The 22088-nt window shown below is 68.8% G+C and carries 11 protein-coding genes and 2 tRNA genes; 2 read left to right on the top strand and 11 right to left on the bottom strand.

What is annotated here, in order from left to right:
• Nucleotides 1–213: 213 nt before the first annotated feature.
• From ACTVCO_RS11005 to ACTVCO_RS10960, 10 genes are all read right to left on the bottom strand, one after another.
• A complete protein-coding gene (locus ACTVCO_RS11005; RefSeq protein WP_443728472.1) occupies nt 214–6723 on the bottom strand; it encodes a DNRLRE domain-containing protein in 6510 nt (2169 codons plus the stop codon).
• A gap of 298 nt (nt 6724–7021) precedes the next feature.
• Nucleotides 7022–7094, bottom strand: a tRNA-Asn gene (locus ACTVCO_RS11000).
• A 43-nt stretch (nt 7095–7137) separates the two neighbouring features.
• Nucleotides 7138–7695 (bottom strand): hypothetical protein, encoded by a 558-nt coding sequence (locus ACTVCO_RS10995; protein ID WP_443728471.1) that lies wholly within the window; start codon nt 7693–7695, stop codon nt 7138–7140.
• A 119-nt stretch (nt 7696–7814) separates the two neighbouring features.
• A tRNA-Ile gene (locus ACTVCO_RS10990) sits at nt 7815–7888 on the bottom strand.
• A 107-nt stretch (nt 7889–7995) separates the two neighbouring features.
• Nucleotides 7996–9924, bottom strand: coding sequence for a DNA primase (gene dnaG, locus ACTVCO_RS10985; protein WP_443728470.1), 1929 nt, complete (start codon nt 9922–9924; stop codon nt 7996–7998).
• Nucleotides 9925–9980: 56 nt separating this feature from the next.
• Nucleotides 9981–11243, bottom strand: coding sequence for a deoxyguanosinetriphosphate triphosphohydrolase (locus ACTVCO_RS10980; RefSeq protein ID WP_443728469.1), 1263 nt, complete (start codon nt 11241–11243; stop codon nt 9981–9983).
• A gap of 50 nt (nt 11244–11293) precedes the next feature.
• Nucleotides 11294–13174 carry a glycoside hydrolase family 13 protein gene (locus ACTVCO_RS10975; protein ID WP_443728468.1) on the bottom strand — a complete coding sequence of 627 codons (1881 nt, stop codon included), beginning with the start codon at nt 13172–13174 and terminating at the stop codon, nt 11294–11296.
• Nucleotides 13171–14109 (bottom strand): sugar ABC transporter permease, encoded by a 939-nt coding sequence (locus ACTVCO_RS10970; protein WP_443728467.1) that lies wholly within the window; start codon nt 14107–14109, stop codon nt 13171–13173. The genes ACTVCO_RS10975 and ACTVCO_RS10970 overlap by 4 nt, the downstream gene beginning before the upstream one ends.
• A 1-nt stretch (nt 14110) precedes the next feature.
• A complete protein-coding gene (locus ACTVCO_RS10965) occupies nt 14111–15742 on the bottom strand; it encodes an ABC transporter permease subunit (protein ID WP_443728466.1) in 1632 nt (543 codons plus the stop codon).
• Nucleotides 15743–15887: 145 nt separating this feature from the next.
• Nucleotides 15888–17150: a sugar ABC transporter substrate-binding protein gene (locus ACTVCO_RS10960; protein WP_443728465.1), complete on the bottom strand. Its 1263-nt coding sequence runs from the start codon at nt 17148–17150 to the stop codon at nt 15888–15890.
• A gap of 271 nt (nt 17151–17421) precedes the next feature.
• Here ACTVCO_RS10960 and ACTVCO_RS10955 point away from each other — a divergent pair, with 271 nt between their 5' ends.
• Nucleotides 17422–18438 (top strand): LacI family DNA-binding transcriptional regulator, encoded by a 1017-nt coding sequence (locus ACTVCO_RS10955; protein WP_443728464.1) that lies wholly within the window; start codon nt 17422–17424, stop codon nt 18436–18438.
• Between the two features lie 182 nt (nt 18439–18620).
• A complete protein-coding gene (locus ACTVCO_RS10950) occupies nt 18621–20351 on the top strand; it encodes a glycoside hydrolase family 13 protein (protein WP_443728463.1) in 1731 nt (576 codons plus the stop codon).
• A gap of 137 nt (nt 20352–20488) precedes the next feature.
• Here ACTVCO_RS10950 and ACTVCO_RS10945 read toward each other — a convergent pair whose 3' ends face one another.
• Nucleotides 20489–22021: an alpha-amylase gene (locus tag ACTVCO_RS10945; protein ID WP_443728462.1), complete on the bottom strand. Its 1533-nt coding sequence runs from the start codon at nt 22019–22021 to the stop codon at nt 20489–20491.
• Nucleotides 22022–22088: the final 67 nt, after the last annotated feature.

Raw genomic sequence — 22088 nt, 5'->3', positions numbered from 1 at the left:
GGGTGCCGACGTCGGGGCATTCGCCAGACACCTAGGCCAGCCCCCCACCCGCGACCACGGCCCGTAATCGTGCGGTCTACAATCGTGATACCGAAGCGGGTCTTCCACCGAGCGCCAGCTTTGCCGAAGGACTCTGCATCCGGTTCTCGGAACTCCTCCATCTCTGCTACCGAAACCACCGCAAGGTCAGCTCCACGAAACATCGACTTGCGATCAGCGGACATCTAGGTGCCCGTTGTATGTTCGATTTGGATAGTTCCAACGCCCAGAGGGCTTGCTTCTGGTCTCAAAGTTCGCCACCTTTCGCCCCGACTCCTTCACCATTGGCGGCCGGTACCGGCGCAGCCCGTCTCGACTGACAGTTCCAACTTTACCCGACTTTGCCCCACTCCCGACGAACTTCGCCCCGGCGCGATTCGCTACCTTCGCAGAAACAGGCTGGAACCTTCGCAAGCTTTGGCCTCGTCGTGCCACGTTCGAGATCCTCGTGGCAGGAGCGGCTCTGGCGGCGACCTTCGATCCAACAGCAACCGCGACGCGTGCAACGCCAACAGCAACGGCCCCGCACGATGCAGGGAACGAGATGCACGCAGCCGCACCAACCAGTACGACCGCTGACGTAATCGCGATTGCTTTCCAGTTCCACGCATTGCCGTCGAGGTCGAGCTTGTTGATCGGATCGTTCGGATACCCATACACGCTCTCGTTGCCACCGACCACTGGGTCGACAGAGGTGAACAAGCCCGTGACCGAGTTGAACAGGCGCACCCCCATAAGCAAAAGGCCCGAGGGATCCGAGGCCCGTTCCTTTCCACCCAGCCATCCGTAGTCCAGCGCCCCGGCCTTCACCCCAGCGCCAGCGCGGTTGCCGTACTCGTCATAGACCGCCAGGCCCGAACCGTCCCCCGGCAGAGCGGTCCGCACACCGCCGACGTCGCTCAGCGTGAGCGTGGCCACGACCGAGCCGATCGGGTCGGCGATCCCCACCGACGTCAGCGTCGCTTCCTCGGAGTCTACCTGCGTGTAAAGCATGTCGCCGGCGATCGCACCCGCATACGAGCTCGTGCGCGTCACCCCATCAGACATCTCACGGGCCCCGGTCGGGTTGTCAGAGGTGTCGGAGTACACCCGCGTCACCACGCTCGCAGCCCCGCCCGTGGTGGTGGTCACCGAGCGACGTGCCAGCGCGTCCAGGTCGAACGTCGTCGACGTTCCCCCTGTGGTGATCGACCTTGCGAGGTCGTCGTCGAAGTAGGCGATCTCGATGTCCGACCCACCCGGCGCATCCACCGCTGGCACCAGCGTCTGACGGCCCAGCGCGTCATACACGTAGGAGCCCTGGCCCGTCCCGGCGTTCTGGACGCGGTCGGCCTTGTCATAGCTCCACGACCGCACCACGTCGCTGCCGCCCGCGCACTTACCATCACCCACGTTCGTGCTGAGGTTCGTGCGGTGGCCCGCGGCGTCGAAGGTGTAATTCCGGCTCGTGCAGACGCCTGCGGCGGTGTCCTTGACCTGGGTGAGACGGCCCGGACGGTCATACCTGTAGGACTGCACGCGCCCGTTCCCGTCGGGCGAGGGACCGTTCATCTTCGAGATGCGCCCCTGCGAGTCACGGTCCAAGGTCCAGCTGTAGGCTTCCACGCCGTTGATCGCGTAGAACAGTGCGGTTTCCTGGCCGGTGCGGTCATACGTGCTCGTCTGCACGAGGCCGCCCGGCATCTTCTGGGTCAGCAGGTCCCCGACGTTCGAGTACGTCGCACTGAACGACCCCACGCCCGCCACGGTCTGACCCACCAGACGACCGGTGTAGGGCTCGTAGGTGTTGGTCGTCGCGCGGCCCAGCGTGTCGGTGAACGACGCCACACGCCCCGCGGCGTCATACGTCGTGCTCGCCGACGCCGAACCCGTCACCGAGTCCGCATAGGCGATCTGGCGACCCCACCCGTCGAAGGTCTCACTCACCTTCGCGATCACACTGGCGCCGTCGACTGTCGCGGTCTCCGTCTTCAGGCCCGTGGCCGGGTGGTAGGTGTACCGGGTCGCAGGCCGCGCCGTCGAGCCCGTCAGCCCTGACGCCGTCGTTGCGACCTGCGTCTCGCGACCAGCGTTGTCGAAGGTCGTCGTCGTGGTACGCGTGGCGCCCCCAGCCTTCTCGACCGTCTTCGCGCTCGCCATGTAGTGGCTGTACTCGGTGAGCGTCTCGGCCTTCTTCGCCGTTCCCGCAGCAGATCGCGTCAAGCACTCCATGCCCGCCCAGGCCGGCTTGGCCCCGCAGCGCGCGTCGGTGAAGTCCCCGGCGCTCTGAGCGTCGGCGGTGTAGTAGAGCGTGCGGGTCGTGCGGTCATCGGTGCCGTCCGAGGTGGGCTCACGCACCTCCAGCGTGCGACCGAGCGCGTCGAACCGCGTGCGGGTCACCAGGTCGGGCGCGTCAGGGTCCACCGTCGTCTGAGACGTGGCTGCCCCCAGCACCCAGCCCGAGGTCTCCCCTGTCACGCTCGCCCCGTCGATCGGGTCATACCCCGTCCGGGTCCGGGAGATCTCCACGGCGCCGGTCACATCGACCGTCCCGGCCGGGTCGGTCGTGCCGGCACTGGCAGGCACGAGGTAGGTGACTTGCTCGGTCGCAAGGTTCCACGCCAGCCCGGTCTTGTGGTTGATGCCGGAGTTCGGCGCGCCCGCGTCGAACGTCGTGCGCGTGTGCAACCGGCCCAGCTGCACCGTGCCGTCAGGACCCGTGTACTCGACCGCAGGCGCCCACGTGTCCGTGACACGTGCCCCCGCCGGCACCAGCACCGTGCCCGCAGGCACGACAGCGCCCACGGCCGGAGTGATCGCGGTGGCCGCCTTGATCTCCGCGTTGAACCGCGTCAGCGTCGCAAAGGAGTCGACCAGCGGAGTCCGCCCAGCGGCGCGCTCGGCAAGGATCGCTGCGATCCCGCGCTCGTCGAGCTCATGGATCACCCGGCCCCCGGAGTCGTACCGGGTCGCGGTGAGGTTCCAGGAGCTCCCACCCCAGTCGGCGGTGTTGAGGACGTAGCCGCTGGCGTCGGTGTACTGGTACGAGCCGTAGCGGCCATTCGTCCCGCTGAGGGCCTGGGCGTTGAGGCTCGCCGGGGCGTCCTGCCCCAGGACGACGAACGCCGCAGTGGGCGCGCCTGGCTGCTCCCAGCGCGCCACCGACGTCGCCGAGACATCCGCGCCTGTGCTGAGCGGCACGAAGTACCCGAACGATGCCAGCCGCGCCGCCGCCACGCCCGTCCCAGCGGCCCGGTCAACCTTTGTGAGAGCGTCCGTCAGGGCCATCCCGCCCGAGGTGAGGTTCGCGTAGGTGAACGTGTAGGGCGCGAGACCCGCCGGCGTCAGGGACGCCAGCTGCGGCACGCCCGCCTTGGTAAGGCCGCCGTAGGCATAGGACGTCGACAGACCCGCGCGCGGGTCGGTCACCTTGACCAGGCGCTTTGCCGAGTCGTACGCATAGGTCGCCACGACCGTCGTGCGCATCGCCGAGGTCTGCGGGTCGAAGGCGGTGTAGGAGACCTGGGAGACCTGACCGGCGACCTGCGTGCCCGTCGTGGTGGTCGCATAGGTGATCGTCAGCACCCGGCACCCGGGCTGCTCCGCACCAGCCGCGCACGTGATCGCCGACCCGCTGCGGGCTGGCACAGGCGCAACGATCCGGGTGATCCTGCCTGCGCCGTCGCGTCCGAACGTCGTCGCCGAGGCGTTGCCAGGCTCCTGGACGGACTCCACGACCCACGTCTCAACCGCTGTGCGCACCCACGTCGTCCGAGTCCCGTCAGCCTCGGTCAGCACCAGCCGGTAGGTCGTCCCCGAGACCGAGACGTCAAGGGTCGTCTCTGTGCCAGCCGTGTCCACGTCCAGCGGGACATAGCGGCCCGTGCGAGGAGCACCCGCCTGCTTGCCTGCGGGGTGAGCGAAGAGGAGCGCGTTGAACTCCTCGTCCACCAGCGCGAACGTGCCGTCAAAGGCCGTGGAGTCCTCCACGTCATAGGTCGCCGCGCCACCGGCCGCGCCGTCGAAGGACGCCGTCCACCCCGGTCCGAAGGGACTAGGGAGGCTGGCAGCGTTGTCGAAGGACGCATACGTGCGCGACACCGTCAGCTCCGACCCGAACCCCGGCACCGACACGTCGGTGGCCGAGGTGAGCATCTCCCCCGTCCACAGCGCCACCTGCCCCGGTCCCGCCTCCGCGACCGGGAAGCCGTTGCCGAAGGCGTGCGGCACGTAGAACAGCCGCCGCGCATCGGTGTACTTCGTACCTGCCCCCGCCTGGGAGTAGGTGAAGTACACCTGCATCTCGAGTGTCGTGTGCAGACGCTCACGACCCATCCAGACCGCCACCGCATGCGCGTCTACGTTCTGCGCGACGCGCACAGTGGTGCCCGAGACCGTCGAGGGCAGGACAGCCGGTGTCCCCCACGTCTGCGACCCGGCGTCGATATTGCGCCACCGGATGTAGGCGGTCACCGTCGTCCCGGGAGCCGGGGCCGGAGCCATGGCCTCCACCCGCACCGACGACGTCGCCTTGACACCCGCCGCGCCCGGCACCGTGATCGAGGGCTTGCCCGTACCGAACGTGAACGTCGCCGGCGCCGAGACCTTCCCTACACGATCCACCGAGGTCACCGTGACCGTGTGCCCGCCCACCGCAAGCGGGCTCCACGCATGGGTCACCGGGCCCGAGCTCGTCGAGGCCAGCGACGTCTCCGCACCACCGTCACGTCGGACGATGTACCGCACCACGTTGTTCGCCGTCCCACCGGTGTACGTGAACGTGCTCGAGGTCAGCGCCGCGTCGTTCCAGCCCCCGTTGCTCAGGCCCGTGGCGCTGATCGTCGGGGCGGGAGGTGCGACCGTGTCGAGCCCGAGCGCGCGCGTGCCTGACCAGCCAGACGCCTTGCCGTGCGCGTTGATCGTGCGCGCCCGCACCGTGTACGTCGTCCCACCGGTCGCAGGAAGCGAGGTCGTCGGCGTGCACGACGCCGCCGCCCCTGAGGCCACCTGCCCGGTCGTGCACGAGGCAGCGACGGTCGTCCCAGACAGGATCTGCATCTCATACTTCACGGCGTCGGTGTAGGCGTCCTTGCCCGAGGTCGTCAGCGTCGGACGCTGGTTGCTCGTCCATCCGGCCGTTCCCGTGCTCACGAACGTCGGAATACCTGGGGCGGGCGGCGTCTTGGTGTACGTGATCGCCAGCTTCGGCCCGCGCGAGTGCAGGTTGCACGCCGATGCGCTCGGGTCTTCGTTCCACGAGCAGTACCGCTTGGAGAACAGCTCGTTGCCGATGTTCTCCGTGGGCACGTTGAGGACGAGCCCGAAGTTCTTCGCAGGGTTGGCCTGCCAGTACTTCACCATCGCCGTCAGCGGCACGTTGACGAAGCCGTTGGAGGACGTGCATGTTCCCCCGCCTCGGTTGTCGGTGAAGTACGTCGAGGTCCCCGTGTCCGTCTTGGCCGTGGGACGGTTCGACCACGTGTCGCTCACGCTGAACGCAGTCCCCAGAGGGTGCACGTTCGTCCGGCGCGCGATGCAGGAGTTCGCCTCGAACTGGAACAGCTGCATCGTCGCCGAGAGGATCTCGGCTCCCGCAGGCAGCCGCGTGGTGTCACCGATCTCCCAGCCGATGTAGGTGCGGGCTTCCGCCGCCGTCGCGCTCGTGTTGCCGACAACGAGCTGGGAGTCAGTGGACTTCGAGCCGGTGCCCGAACGCATCCACGTGTCCCCACGACCCGTCATCGAGGAGATGTCCGGGTCGATGACCACCGGATACACCGTCGCCGGGTCGGTGAGGAACCCCTCGGGGACGCCCAGGCGCAGCTTATGGCTGCGCACTGCTCGCTTGGCTCCCGCCACGCGCTCGGTCCGCGTGGTCGCCTTCGACAGCTCCGGGCTCAGCTCGACGACCTCGGAGGCCTCCGTCCCCGCACCGCCAGCCTCACCTGCGTCGTCCCACGCCACCAGCTCAGCAGTCTGCCCCAGCACCTCACCAGCCTCGTCCAGCAGCGCCACGCCACCCTCGCGCTCGACGAGCGTCCCACCACGCGCCTCCAGACCCAGGACAACCTCGTCCACAGGCTCGGTCGGCGCCTCGTTAAGACGCAGGCGCACGTTCATCCCCGTGCGGGTGGCCGTCACCAGCAGGTCCGAGGTCTCGTCGACCTTGTAGACCGCAGTCGGCCCCTCCAGCACCGGCTCACCCAGGTCCCCGCCCGGCCACGTCACTGCCAGCAACGCGTCCTCGGCGACTTCGGTGCGACCCAGCTCACCGGGCGCCCCGCCACCGATCTCGACCGGGGTGGCGCTCACGCGTGGGGAGATCGTGCCGTCGCTGCCCGTCTCCAGGGTCAGGTCGATCTCCTGCCAGGTGCCGTCGCCGTCCTGGACCTGCACAGGCAGGCCGAAGTCCTCCACCGTCCAGGTGCCCTCAGGGTTCGCGAACCGCTTGGAGGACTCCGTCCGCGACGAGAGATCCTCCACACGCGAGCCCTGCAGCTTGGCCGCAAGCACCGCGGTCAGCGCGTCCGCAGCCTCGCTCGTCGCACCAGCCGAGGTCACCTTCACCGGGACAGCCGCGGCAGGCGCGGCCACCGCCACAGCCGGCACCAACTGACCGGCAACCGCGAGCGACCCGACCGCAGCCACCGCCGCACACGACGCCGACCAGCCACGACGACCCAGCACACCAGAAGAACGCACCATTGCGCCATCCCCGCTTCGCCGACCCCCGCCGGCCCCTGTGGACGCGCCCACATCGGACGCTGAGAGGAGAATAGGGCCTACCGCCAGATTCACAAAAACACATGAAAGACCCGGTGGCCACCAGTTCTATGACGGCGGCCCCGATCGCCTACGAACCGGCTGCGTTCCACGCCGATAGCGCTGCAAAGGTGCCAAGGGCTGCACGTCGAGCGCGCTATGAAGGCGTCAATTGTTGGCGTCCTTGTCCGCAGAAGCAGAGAACCCCCGCCCTCGAGGTGAGGGCGGGGGTTCTGACCTGCTCCCGCGACTGGACTTGAACCAGTGACCGTCCGATTAACAGTCGGATGCTCTGCCAACTGAGCTACGCGGGATCGCGTGGCCTGCCGCAGCGGGCCGAGAAAAACTATAGCAGCGTTACAGCGGGAGTCCGACCGCGCTTCGCACCCGCGCCTCCGTGGCCTGCACCACAGCTCTGGTCGCGGGGTCGGTCAGGTCGAGATACCCGTCGCCGAGCACTTCTGAGAACAGCTCGTCGTTCTCGTCTCGACGGATCGCGACCCGCACCGTTCCCCCGCCGGGGACCTCGGCGGTCTCGCGGTGGACGACGCTCGCCACCACTCGCTCGCGGAGCGTGCGCGCGAACGCCTGGGGCGCACGGTCGACGAGGTGCAGGCGCGTCGGCGTCGTGCCGTCCGCCCAGCTGATCGTCATGACGTTGGCCTGAGCGTCAACTGCCGCATGGTCGACGTCGCACCAGCGGCGGACGAGCGGCGCGTCCTCGCGCTCGATGATGACGTGGTGCGCGGTCGCGAGCGCCCATCGCACGGGAAGGTCCTCGATGCGCACGTTCTCGCGCGGCTCTGCACCGCCCAGGAGGAGCTCGACCCGCGTGCCGGCCACGGCCTTCTCCCCGACGGTACGGCGTGCAAGATCGAGCTGCGTTGCGGGGATCGAGGTGCGAAAGAGAGCCATGCCCCCACGGTAGCCCGCCTCACGCGACCGCATCGCACGCGGCGGCGGGCGGCCTCACCGTTCGTAACCCCGATCTCGGCCCGACGGGATGCGGCACGCGCACGCACGTGAGCATCGAGTGGGGCATCTGGGGCTTGAACCCAGGACCGACGGATTATGAGTCCGCTGCTCTGACCGACTGAGCTAATGCCCCCGGGCCGTTGGCCCCGTGACAATCTACAGCCGACACCGCGTTCGTCGAAGTTGCACCGGGCACTCGCAGGGCCCCCCGCACCGCTCGGCTACGTCACGCTGCCGGTCTCACCCGGCTGTGGTCTCACGCAGGAGACGCCGTTGCTGCTCGAGCCGTAGCAGCTCGGCGAAGGCCGCCTGGTAGGCCTCGGGCTCGCGTTCTGCGTCAGTGCGTTGCAGCACGGACCTTTGGTCTGCGATACGCCGAGTCACCTGCATGTCGACGAGCGCGTGCACGACACCACGCACGTAGTCCGCGACCGCGCTCTCACGGTCCTCAGGAAGCGGTGAGACGGCGAGTTCGCCGACGAGCCCCGCAACCGGGCCAGCAGACTCGTCGACGACGGTGGCGACCCACCGCGCAGGGTCAACCGCGCCGACAGAGCGGACTCCGCCAGCGGCTCGGATCGCCTCGTGGACGGCACGCCACGCGGGAACGGAGAAGGCATCGGATCCGAGGTCGTCAAAGACGTCAGGCGTTGACCCAGGGTGCTGCAGCACCGCTTCGAGCACCTGACGCTCAAGGCGCGCGACGGGGTCGCGTCGGTCCGGGACCGTGAAGCCGCCCGGGACGGCGTCAGCGACCACGGCGCCCTGCGGCACGTCGTCGGGCGCGGCGTGCCGGGCCTGGCCCTGGGCGCGTTCGGCCGAGGACACGGCGCGGCGCACGTCGTCAGCCTCCATGCCGAGCCACCCTGCAAGCTGCCGTGCGTACTCCGCCCGCAGCGCACGGTCGCGGATGCCTGCGACGACGGGCGCTGAGGCACGCAGCGCAGCGATGCGCCCCTCGGCGTGGCTGAGGTTGTGCGCGCGCAGCGTCGACCGTACGACGAACTCGAACAGGGGTTCGCGCGAGTCGATGAGCGCACGGACCGCCTCCGGACCGCGCGCGAGGCGCAGGTCGCACGGGTCCATGCCGTGAGGCTCGACCGCGACGAAGGTTTGCGCGTAGAAGCGCTGGTCCTCGTTGAAGGCACGCAGCGCCGCCTTCTGGCCGGCTGCGTCGCCGTCGAACGTGAAGATGATCTCGCCACCCGTGGACCCTCCCCCAGCCAGCTGGACGCCGGCGCCGGACGACGTGTCGCCGACGAGTCGGCGCACGACGCGCACGTGGTCCGTCCCGAAAGCCGTACCGCACGTCGCGATCGCCTGGCCGATGCCTGAGAGGTGGGCCGCCATGACGTCCGTGTACCCCTCGACGACGACGACGCGCTTGGTTCGCGCGATCTCACGCTTGGCGAGGTCGAGACCGTAGAGCACGTTCGACTTCTTGTAGAGAACCGTCTCGGGCGTGTTGAGGTACTTCGGGCCCTGGTCCTCCTCGAGCAGGCGCCGTGCACCGAACCCGATGACCTCGCCCGTGACATCGCGGATGGGCCAGATGAGGCGGCCGCGAAAGCGGTCGTACACGCCGCGGTTGCCCTGGGAGACCAGGCCTGCCGCAAGGAGCTCGGCCTCGGTGAAGCCGCGTCCGCGCAGGTGGGTGAGGAGCGTGCTCCACCCCTCGGGGGCGAAGCCGACGCCGAACTGCTCGGCGATCGTCCGGTCGAAGGACCGCTGGGCGAGGAAGTCGCGTGCCGGGCCTGCCCCGGGGGTGAAGAGCTGTTCGGCGAAGAACTGAGCCGCCGTGCGGTTGGCCTCGACGAGCCGCTGGCGCCGGCCGCTCTCCTCGGGACGCCGCTGCGCGCCGCCCTCTTCGTAGCGGAGCGTGATGCCCGCGCGTCCCGCGAGGTACTCGACCGCTTCGGTGAAGCCGAGCCCGTCGATCTTCTGGACGAAGCTGATGACGTCCCCGCCCTCGCCGCAACCGAAGCAGTGCCAGCGCCCCACCTGGGGTCGCACGTGGAACGACGGGGTGCGCTCGTCGTGGAAGGGGCACAAGCCCTTCTGAGAGCCGACGCCAGCGGGTTTGAGGGTGACGTACGAGCCGACGACCTCTTCGATCCGTGCGCGGTCGCGAACGGCGTCGACGTCCTCGCGCTTGATCAACCCGGCCACATACGGAGTCTAGTGCTCGCGCGTCAGCCGCCGTGGCCGTGCCGGTCGCGTTCGCCTCAGAAGGACGGCCCGACGAGCCGCGCGTGCCACTTGGCTGCCGAGACATCGGTGAGCGATGCGACCTGGTCAATGACGACGCGCAGCCGCGCACCGTCGTCGGCCGCATCGTGCCAGTCGAGCGCGAACGTCGGCTCGAGCGCTGTCGGTGCCCGGTCGACGAGCACGTCGACGAGCTGGCGCAGCACCTGGCGCTGAGCCATGTAGAGCGGCTCCGACTCGCGGGGCGCCATGACGTAGGCGACGGCCACACCCTTGAGCACCTGGATCTCGGCCGCGGTCGCCTCGGGCACCACGAGGCTCGCCGCATACCGCGTGAGCGGTCCGTCCCCGTAGCGTTCGCGCGTGGCGTCGTGCGCCGCCCCACAGAAGCGCCCGATGAGCTGGCTCGTGGAGTCCTTGAGCCGGGCGAGCGAGCGACGCGATCCGTCAAAGTCGCTCGGCCAGAGGCCGTCCTTGGCGAGACGCCCCATCGCGGCGTCGAGCTCGTCGGCGGCAAAGCGGTCGCCGTACCAGGTGGTGACCGCGTCGATGACGCGGCCGCGCTCGGCGTCCTGGGTCATGAGGGTGAGGTCAAGCTTGCCGCCGACGATCGCGTCCTCGACGTCGTGAACCGAGTAGCTGATGTCGTCAGCCAGGTCCATGACCTGCGCTTCGAGGCACTTGACGCCGGCGGGGGCACCCTCGCGCAACCAGTCGAACACCGGCTGGTCGTCGGGGTAGACGCCAAACTTGTGCGTGAGCCGGCCCTGCGGCCCCTCCCAGAGACGCCAGGGGTACTTGACGGACGCATCGAGGCTCGCGCGTGTGAGGTTGAGACCCACGGACGAGCCGTCGGCGTCGGCCGCCTTGGGCTCGAGGCGGGTGAGCAGCCGCAGCGTCTGCGCGTTGCCCTCGAAACCACCGATGTCCTTGGCGACCTCGGCGAGCTCGCGCTCACCGTTGTGGCCGAAGGGCGGGTGCCCGAGGTCGTGCGCGAGGCACGCCGAGTCGACGACGTCCGGGTCGCAGCCCAGCTGCTTGCCAATCTCGCGTCCGACCTGCGCGACCTCGAGCGTGTGCGTGAGCCGCGTGCGGATGAAGTCGTCGCTCGACGGGCCGAGGACCTGTGTCTTGGCGCCGAGCCTGCGCAACGCAGAGGAATGCACGAGGCGCGCCCGGTCCCGCTCGAACGGGGTGCGGGCCTTCGACTTGGGGGGCTCGGCGGCGCGCCGCGCAACGTCAGCGACGCCGTAACCGGGGATCTCGGGGTCGAAGGGCACGAGCCCCACCTTAGTCGAGGGTCCGCGGCATCCCCCACGAGTGCCCGCCCTCAGCTCCCGGCACGACCGATCCGCCAGATGCCGATGTGTGGGCCGTCGCCCGTCACCCAGGCTCCCTCGGGACTAGACGTGAGGTCATGCCCGCCGTAGAGCGTCACAGCGTCCGTCGCGTCGAGCGGGAGGGCCCCGCCCTCCCACGGCGCGCGCGCAGCAACGACGAGGATCGTCTCGTCGCGCGTCTCACGCACGTAGCCGAGGGCATCGCCTGCGACGAGCACCCAGCGCAGCGAACCCTCACGCAGCGCACGGTGCGTGTGGCGCAGCGCCGCGAGCCGCCGGTAGACGTCGTGCGTGTGCTCGTCGCGTCGTTCCGGCTCGTCCCACGGCATCGCCACACGGCCGTGCTCACCGTTCGTTCCCGTGAGCCCGAGCTCGTCACCCGCGTAGACGACGGGCACGCCGAGGTAGGTGAAGAGCACGCCTGCGGCAACCTCGTGGAGCTCACGCGAGCCGACGAGCGTGCGGATGCGCGGCGTGTCGTGCGAGCCGAGCATGTTCCACTGCCGTTCGAGGACCCCCCACGGCACGCCGCCGTCGAAGTCGCGCATCTCAGCAACGACGTCGACCCCGGACCGGCGAGGCACGGGCACACCGCGCATCCCCTGGTAGGAGACATCGTGGCCCTGAGCCGACAGCCACGACCACAGCGGGTTCGAGAATGCTGTGTAGTTCATGTTCGCGTGCCACGTGTCGCCCGCGAGGTCGCCGCGGGCGTCGTGGAAGTGTTCCGCGATGAGCGCACCGTCGGGGTTGACCTGCTCGATCGTGGCGCGCACCGTCTGCGCCACGTCGTGGTTGAGGTCGAGCGTCCCGTAGCGGCCGGTCATGTTGGCGACGTCGATGCGCCAGCCGTCGAGCGCATACGGCGCCTGGAGCCATCTGCCGACGACGGAGTCTGGCCCCTCGATCATGCGGGCACGCAACTCGTCCGAGCGGAAGTCGAGCTTCGGCAGGTGTGAGTGCCCGATCCAACCGACGTATCCCGCACCCGCGTCCGGAGCGCCAGGCGGGGTCCACAGGTAGAAGTCGCGCTCGGCGGAGGACTCCTCGGCCTGGGCGGTGCGGAACCACTCGTGGCTGGCGCCGGTGTGGTTGGTCGTCAGGTCTCCCATGAGACGCAAGCCCTGCCCGTGCACGGCCGCCGAGAGACGCGCGTAGGCCTCGTTCCCTCCGAGGAGAGGGTCGACATGGTCGAAGGTCGCAGCGTCGTAGCGGTGGCACGTGCGCCCCGGGAAGACGGGCGTGAGGTAGACCGTCGTCACACCGAGGTCGCGCACGTGATCGAGATGCTCGACGATTCCGTCGAGGTCGCCACCGTAGTACTGCAACCCGGTCTCGCGGCCCTCGCGGATGGGCTCTGCGCCCCACTGCGCAGCGATGGCCCACTCGGGCAGCTCGCGCTCATCGGCGCGGGCCGAGCGCGCGAAGCGGTCGGGGAAGATCTGGTAGACGACGGCGTCCCGCAGCCACGTCGGGCCGGGCGCGTGCGTCGAGATCCGGAAGTCGTGGGCGTCCATGACGCCACGGTCATGGACGCCGGCTGCGTTGAGCCATGCCACCGCGCCCGGTCGCACGAGGGCGAACCGGTAGTGGGTGACCTCGTGATGGACGAGGACGTCGGCCTCGTACCACGCGTCGCGCGCGTCCTCGTCGACGAGGACGGCCTGCCGCGTCCGTGGCTCCGCGTCCTGAACCGTGCGCAGCCACACCTCGGTGACCCCGGACGTGCGAGGGACCCGCACCCGTACGGGGACCGAGTCCCCGATGCGGTACGGGCCCTGCGCGGTGTAGAGCTCTGAGCCGTCGTGGTGAGGCAGGGCGCGCACGGCGCGCCCTGCCTGGCCGACGGACCCGTGGGGTCCGACACTCATCCCTTGACCGACCCCGCAGTGAGTCCGGAGACGATGTACTTCTGCAGGAACATGAAGAGGATGATCACCGGGACTGCCGCCACGACTGCGCCAGCGGCGAACTGTGCCCAGGGCGTGACGAGCGGGCGCGTCGCCCACTGGTAGAGGCCGACCGCGATCGTGTAGTTCTCTTCCTTCGTCATGAGGACCTTGGCGATGATGAAGTCGCCGTAGGTGCCGACGAACGACAGCAGGCCGACGACCGTGAGGATCGGGGCGACGAGCCGCAGGATGATCGTCCAGAAGATCTGTGCGTGGCTGGCGCCGTCGATCTTGGCGGCCTCGTCGAGCTCGCGGGGCACCGTGTTGAAGAACCCGTACATGAGGAACGCGTTCGAGCCGAGCGCGCCACCGAGGTAGATCGCGATGAGCCCGAGGTGGCTGTTCTCGCCGAGGAACGGGTAGACCTCGCCGAGCGACCGGATGAGCAGGAAGATCGCGACGAACGCGAGCATCTGCGGGAACATCTGGACGATGAGCAGGGCGGTCAGTCCGCCGCGACGCCCCGCGAAGCGGAAGCGCGAGAACGCATACGCGGCGGCCGATCCCATGAGGACCGTCCCGATCGCGGTGACGCCACAGATGATGATCGAGTTCAGCGCCCAGCGCGGGAACTGCGACTCGGAGAACAGGAAGCTGTACGTGCTCACGTCGAACGCGGTGAACAGCCCCTGATCACCGACGCCGTTGATCGACGCGCGCGGGCCCTTGAGAGACATCGACGCGGCGAAGAGGATCGGCAGCAGGCAGATCGGGATCATGAGGATGCCGACGAGGTGCCGCCAGCCGAACTCGCGCATCCATCGGACGAACTGTTCGCCCCGTGAGAGCGTCGCCACGGGCGCGAGGCCCGACCCGGGCTCGGAGGTCATGGGGAACTGCTGTGTGGTGGCCATGTCAGTTGATCTCCTCGAGCTGACGGGTCCGGCGGAATCCGATGTAGGAGATGACGCCGACGATGAGGAAGATGACGATCGACATCGCCGAAGCGAGGCCGTAGTCCTTCGTGCCTCCGGCCTCGACGGCGATCTTGTAGACCATCGAGATGAGAATGTCGGTGTGGCCGAGGTTGAACTCGTTGCCGACGAACTTCGGACCACCCGCTGTGAGCATGTAGATGAGCGAGAAGTTGTTGAAGTTGAAGGCGAAGCTCGCGATGAGCAGCGGCGTCACAGCGACGAGGAGCAAGGGAAGCGTGAGGCTGCGGAATGAACGGACGGGGCCAGCGCCATCAATCGTCGCGGCCTCGTAGATGTCCGAGGGGATCGCCTGGAGCGCGCCCGTCGAGATGAGGAACATGTACGGGAAGCCGAGCCACAGGTTGACGAGGATGATCGAGATCTTCGCAAGCCATGGATCGCCCAGCCACTCGATCCCCGCTCCCCCGAGGAGCACCTGGTTGATGTAGCCAAAGCTCGTGTTGAGCATGCCGGCCCAGATGAGTGCGGACAGGAAGCCCGGGAACGCATACGGGAGGATGAGCACCGCGCGGTACCAGCCGCGGGAGCGCATCTTCATGTTGTTGAAGGTGACGGCGAGCAGGAGACCCGCCGCGAACGTCGTGAGCACCGAGAGGAAGCCGAAGGCGAACGTCCACACGAACGTGCGCAGGAACGGTCCGGCGAGCTTGCCGTCGGTGACCATGCGCACGAAGTTCTCGCCGCCGACGGTCACCCGCCAGCCAGGCTGCAGCTCGGTTCCGTCGGGCGCGACGAAGGAGCCGCGGTCGCTCTCGGTGTAGACGACCCCGGTCTCGACGTTGGTCATCGTGCGCGCGGCGTCGTCGTAGTCGAGAGCTGAGATGTTCCGCAGCGCGGTCGAACCGTTCTGGGTCCGCAGCGAGCCGTCGGCCGCGTCCTCAGACCACGGGACGCGGATCTTCGTGACGTCCTCGCTCAGGCCGAGGAGCTCGGCGAACGAGAGTGCCTTGTAGCCAGGGAGCGACTCGATCCGGGCGCCCGCACCCTCGCCGACGACGACAGCGTCGTCAGCAGGAGCCATCGCTGACTCGGCGGAGCCGACCTTGGCGACGCCACCATCGACAATGCCGAGGTAGATGGAGCCGTCACGCTCGAGGACCGTGAGCGGGTACGTCGGAGAGTCGGGCATCTGCCGCTCGTTGTACTCCTGGATTCGCTCGATCGCCTGGTCACGCGTGATCGAGTGCGCCGTGCCGTAGTTCGTGAAGGCCACGTAGGCGGTGTACGCCATGACGAAGACCTGGAAGACGAGCAGGAAGATGAGGCCGGGCACCAAGTACTTGCCCGGGACAGTGCGGCGCGAGAAGTAGACCCAGTTGACGACGACGAGGATCGCGATCGTCCCCGCGAGGACGCCCCACGACTGCGCCGAGACCGCATTCATGATGCCGAACACGCAGAACGCGTTGACGAGCATCATGAGGAGGAGCTTGATGAAGAAGCCCGCGGACAGGTCGCGCGCATGGTGTGGCGCCGCGGGGAGCACGGTGGGCTCCGCGGGGCTCGTCCCTGTTGCCTCTGTGGGTGAGGCCAGGTTCCGATCGGACATCTCTTCCTCCATGGGTGCCCACTGCGTCGCGGGCGCGGTTCTCATGCTTGCGCAGACACCGCCGACGCACCACCTTGGAGGCAGTGCGTCGACTCAGCCTGACTGCGGCCCGCCGGCACAAGGTGCCGACGGGCCGCAGGTTGGGTCAGAAGAGACCGTTGACCGTCTCAGCGAGGTCGGCCCAGAGCTTTGCGGGCTCCTTCGCCTTACCGTCGATGATCTGGATCTGCGTCGAGCCCATGGAGCCCCACACCGCGTCCATCTCCTTGAAGCCAGGCTGCGGGACGGCGTTGACGCCGGCAGCCGCGAAGCCCTTGAGGACCTCGTTGTCAACCGCACCGGCGGAGACCGTGTTCACGGGGATACGGCCACCCTCCTTGTAAAGCTGCGTCTGCACGTCGCTCGTGGCGAGGTAGGACGCGAAGGCGTTGGCCGCAAGCGCGTTCTTCGACGTCGCGTTGACGAAGAAGCCCTGGAAGCCAGCGAACGGACGCGAGATGTCGCCGCCAGCGGACGGGACGGGGAGGACCGAGACGTCCATGCCGGACTCGACGAAGCGGCCTTCGCCGCCCACGACGTTCCACGGACCGGTGATGATGTACGGCGTCTTGCCCTCGCGGAACGCGGACGCCGCAACCTCACCGTTGATGTCGCCGGAGAGCCAGCCAGCGCCGTTCTTGCCCTGGGCGGAGAGCCACTCGACGAACGCGGTGCCCTTCTCGCCGCCGAAGCCGGCCTCGGTCTTGTACGTGCCGTCAGCGTTCTGGGCGAAGAACGAGATGCCGAACGACGTCATGAGCGGGTACAGGTGGTAGGAGTCACCGTTCTTCGCGTCCTGCTGGACGACGATCGGGTAGTCCTTCTTGAGCTCGTCGTTCTGCTTGAGGAGCTCCGCGAACGTCTCGGGCGTCTCCTTGACGATCTCGTTGTTGCGGATGAGCGCAATGTTCTCGACCGCGTACGGCACGCCGTAGAGGGCGCCGGAGTCGGTGAAGGCGGCCTTGCCACCGTCGGACAGCTCTGCAGCTGCGTCACCGAGCTGGATCGGAGCGACGAGGCCGTTGGCCACGAGCTCGCCGGTCCAGTCGTTCGCGCCGACGACGACGTCCGGGCCACCCTCCTGGGAGCCCTGGGCGATGAAGTCCGTCTTGATGTCGCCGAAGGCCTTCTGCGTGAGGTTGACCTTGACGCCGAACTCGGCCTCGAAGTCCGCAGCAACACCCTTGAGGTCCTTGATGCGCTCTTCGTCAACCCAGAGCGAAAGCTCGCCGGAGAGCTTCGGGGCCTCGGTCGTGGTGGCCTTCGGCGCGGGGGTCGTGGGCGTCTCCGCAGCCTTGTCGCCAGCGCAAGCGGTGAGGGTCAGTCCGAGGCCGAGGGCCGCGGCAACCATGGGGATGCTCCGTCGCATCTGATTATTCTCCCGTTTCTGTGCATCTTTGCGGCCACCTGCGTGAGCAAGTTCCGCCCTGATGGGACTGACGCTAGACGCCAGGGTGTACGGGATGCAAGCCGTTGCGGTAACTTTCATGCAACGGTTGCCGCGTTCACCCATCCTGGGGGACCTCCGGACGGCCGGAGGTCCTAGAAGCGTCCCGTACGGCAGCCGCAGAAGAGCGCGCGTGGGACGACACGGACGAGGACATGGCAAGGAGGCCCTCTTGTCCCGTACCCTGCACACCGTGCGCACCCGACTCACTGACCTCGCCCAGCAGGCAGGCGTGAGCACCGCCACGGTCTCCCGCGTCCTCAACGGGAAGGCCGGCGTCTCGAGCGAGACGCGTCAAGCGGTGCTCGCGGCTCTCGACCTGCTCGGCTACGAGCGCCCCGAGAAGCTCCGTGGTCATTCCGCGGGACTCGTCGGACTCATCGTCCCCGAGCTCACCAACCCGATCTTCCCCGCGTTCGCGCAAGCGATCGAGTCGCGACTCTCGGAGCACGGGTACACGCCACTCCTGTGCACCCAGTCCCCCGGCGGCACGACCGAGGACGAGTACATCGAGATGCTCCTCGAGCACGGCGTCGCGGGCATCGTGTTCGTCTCTGGCCTCCACGCCGACACGTCGGCAAGTCGTGAGCGCTACCACCGTCTGCGCGAGCGCGGCGTTCCCCTCGTCATGGTCAACGGCTTCGCCGAGGGCGTCGACGCGTCGTTCATCTCGAACGACGACGTCACGTCCATGGAGCTGGCCGTCCGCCATCTCGTCTCGCTCGGCCACCGCTCGATCGGCCTGGCCATCGGCCAGGAGCGTTACGTGCCGGTGCATCGCAAGCGCGAGGGCTTCGCCGCCGCGCTCGAGCGTCACCTCGGTATCGAAGAGGTGACCCCCCATGTCGCCACCTCGCTCTTCACTGTCGAGGGTGGCGCGGCCGCTGCAGGCGAGCTCATCGACTCAGGCCACACGGGCATCGTGTGCGGCTCGGACCTCATGGCGCTCGGGGCCACACGCGCCGTGCGTGCACGCGGTCTGCGGACGCCGCGGGACGTCTCGGTCATCGGCTTCGACGACTCCCCCCTCATCGCCTTCACCGAGCCGCCGCTCACGACGATCCGGCAGCCGGTCACGGCCATGGGTGCGGCCGCCGTCACCTCGCTCATCGCTCAGATCACGGGAGAGACGGTGTCTCGCTCGGAGATCCTCTTCCACCCCGAGCTCGTCGTCCGGGAGTCCACCGGCGTCGCACCCCAAGGCGAGTGACGCAGGGCGTCCGCGGCGCACGCCGCGGGCAACTCCTCCCAGCGACGTGTCTCGTGCGCGTGGGACGTGACGGGAGCCGAGCGGTTCATCTGGGACTTGCAGCAACTCCCGGCACGCGGGTTAGTCTCTAAGTCCGTTCGAATCGATTCGAACCGGCCCGCCGAGCCCCGGAGCGTCCACCCGTGACCCTTTCAGCTTCGTCGCCCACGTGCGCGACGACCCTTGTTCACGCCGCCCGACCCCACGGAGAGTGGTGGCGTCAGGCCGTCATCTACCAGGTCTATCCCCGGTCGTTCGCCGACAGCAACGGCGACGGCATGGGTGACCTCGCCGGCATCACGCGTCGCCTCGACCACCTCGCGGCGCTCGGCGTCGATGCCCTGTGGCTCTCGCCCTTCTACCGCTCACCACAGGCCGACGGCGGCTACGACGTCACCGACTACCGCGACGTCGACCCGCTCTTCGGAACCCTGGACGACTTCGACGCCCTCCGCACCCGCGCGACCGAGCTCGGGCTGCGCCTCATCGTCGACCTCGTGCCCAACCACACCTCCGACCAGCACGTCTGGTTCCAGGAAGCACTGCGCGCCGGAGCCGGCTCCGCCGCACGCGACCGCTACCTCTTCCGCGAGGGCCGCGACGGCGGCGAGACGCCGCCCAACAACTGGACCTCGATCTTCGGCGGTCCCGCCTGGACGCGCGTCGACCAGCGCCCCGACGCGTCCGAGCTCGGCCTCACCGGCGACCGCCAGTGGTACCTCCACCTCTTCGACACGAGCCAGCCCGACCTCGACTGGACGCGCCAAGAGGTCCACGACGAGCTCCGCTCGGTGCTGCGCTTCTGGCTCGACCGTGGAGTCGACGGCTTCCGCGTCGACGTCGCCCACGGGCTCGTCAAGAAGCCCGGCCTTCCCGACTGGGACTGGTCGACCGCGATGGTCACGGGATCTGACGGGGCGGCGGCGCAGCAGACGAGCCTCTCACCGATGTTCGACCAGCCCGGCGTGCACGACATCTACCGCGAGTGGAACGCCGTCCTCGCCGAGTACGACGGTGACCGCGCCCTCGTCGCCGAGGCCTGGGTCGAGCCCCTGTCCTCGCTCGCCGACTACGTTCGTCCCGACGAGATGCAGCAGGCGTTCAACTTCCCCTACCTCACGACCGAGTGGGACGCCACGGCTCTGCGCGCGACGATCACCGAGTCGTTCCAGGTCTACGACGCTGTGGGCGCCCCGTGCACGTGGGTGCTCTCGAACCACGACGTCATCCGTCACGCCTCCCGGCTCGCGCTGCCCGCAGGGCACCGCCCCAACGGCATTCGCGCGCACGACGCGCAGCCCGACGCGGAGCTCGGGCTTCGTCGCGCTCGCGCTGCGACGCTGCAGATGCTCGCCCTGCCCGGGTCGGCATACCTCTACCAGGGCGAGGAGCTCGGGCTCCCCGAGCACACGACCCTCGAGGACACGCTGCGTCAGGACCCGACGTGGTTCCGCACGGGTCAGCAGGAGGCAGGTCGCGACGGCTGCCGCATCCCGCTGCCGTGGGAGGCCGACGCGCCCGGGCTCGGCTTCGGCCCATCGGGCGCGACGTGGCTGCCGCAGCCCGAGTCCTACCGCGCCCTGGCCGCCGACGCCCAAGCGGGCGTGGCCGGCTCGACGCTCGAGCTGTACCACTCGGCGCTCGCGATCCGTGCCGAGCGACACCTCGGCGACGGTGCGTTCGCCTGGGTCGACGCCCATGCCGACGACGCGAACGTCCTCGCGTTCTGCACCGACGACCTCCTCGTCATCACGAACTTCGGGGCCGAGCCCGTGGCTCTTCCCCGCGGCTACGAGGTCGTCGTCGCGAGCGGACCGCTCGCCGCAGGCGGCGTGCCCGTCGACACAACGGTGTGGGCGGTGCCCGCGGCGTAGGGACTGGCGTACCACGCCGGCTCAGACATGAACGGAGGGCGGTGGCCACCGGCCACCGCCCTCTCGCCCTGCCGCGCGAGCGCGCGTGTCCGTCCACGACACGCGCGCAACCCACGCGGCGGATCTTGGGCCTCAGGTCACCCTGCGTGACCTTCAGCATGCACAGCCACAAAACCCCTGGCAGGAACCGTAGCAGTCACTGTGCCCCCTGCTGCGACCTCGATCGTAGCGCCTCCGCACCCCTTCGTGCTGACCGGACCTGCGGACACATCGCAATATGTCCCCGGTGCGAGGGTCGTGGTCCACGTGCCGACGACAGCCTCGTCGTCCCGGTTGACGATGATCATCCCGAGCTTCCCTCGCGAGAACGCCAGGACGTCCGAGGCCGAGTCGTCGACCGCCGTGAGCCCGGCTCCGTCCGTGACGGAACGCCATTGGAGCATGCCCTGGACGCCCGGCCAGCGCTGCTCGCACGTCCATGCGCCGACCTCGAGCTCTGAACCCGGGCCGACGCCCTCGGTGCACGAGGCGTCGAGGACGCGACCGTCCGGGTCCTGCGCCGGGCCCGCGTCACGGTCCTCGAACGTGTAGCCCGAGTAGAGCACGGGCGTGCCGTAGGCCCCAGCGAGCATGAGCACGTTGGCCAGGAGGTACTCGTCGTCCTGCGCCATGAGGGTCTCGCCGTTGCGTTCCGTGTCGTGGTTGGTCACGAAGACCACCGCCGACTCCGACTCGAGCATGCCCCGCTCCCCGAGCGTGAGCGCCTGCCGGAATGTCGATCCTCCGAGGAGCCCGACGAGCTCGCGTCCGTAGCCGAACTCGAAGACCGCACCGTTGTCGACATACTGCTCGGGCGTCACGGGCTCGCCACCACCTCGGATGACCTCCTGCCAGACGACCGCGTCAGCCGGAAGATCCGCGAGGATGGCCGCGATGTCGGCCGGAGGCATGTGCTTGGCTGCGTCGACGCGCACGCCTGCCACACCGAGGTCGACGAGGTCGGCGAGGTAGGCGGCGAGCGCCGTGCGCACGCGCTCGGTCTCGGTCGCGAGGTCCGCGAGGTTGACGAGCTCGCACCCTTGGACCTCGTCGGCGTTCTTGTAGTTCTGGATGTCGCCGTCGAGGGCGTCGCAGTGGTGGAAGTCGCCCTCGGCGTCCGAGAAGAGGCCCGGGTATTCGTAGTGCTCGTAGTCCGAGCCGGCCCAGCCTGTCCCGGGGTCGTTCTGACCCGCCATGTGGTTGAGGACCGCGTCGGCGACGATGCCGACGCCCGCGTCGTCGCACGTCGCCACCATGTCGGCGAACTGCTCACGCGTGCCGAGCCGCGACTCGATCTCATGGCTGACGGGCTGGTAGGAGGTCCACCACTGCGCTCCGACGATGTGCTCCTGGGGCGGCGAGGTGAGCACCCAGCTGATGCCGCGGGGGCCGAGGACGTCGGTGCACTCGCGCGCGATCGAGTCCCACGTCCACTGGAACATCTGGATGCCGACGCCCGGGAGCGGGCCGGCGTCCGGGCCGGCTGACGTCGCCACGGAGGTGTCAGGCGCCGCGGCATCCGTGAGCGAGGCCGTTCCGTCGGGGGCCGCGGTGCCGCCTGAGCACGCCGCGAGCATGGCTGCGACGGCTGCTACACCGGCGAGACGGAAGGTCGTGCGTGCGGTTCTCATGGGGCTCCCTCGTCGACAATGACGTCGCAAGCATACAGAAACTTGCAGAGCCTCGCGGGACCGCCAC

The organism is Sanguibacter sp. A247, from assembly GCF_052324925.1.
Classification (GTDB): Bacteria; Actinomycetota; Actinomycetes; order Actinomycetales; family Cellulomonadaceae; genus Flavimobilis.
This window is presented reverse-complemented; position numbering and strand designations above follow the sequence as displayed.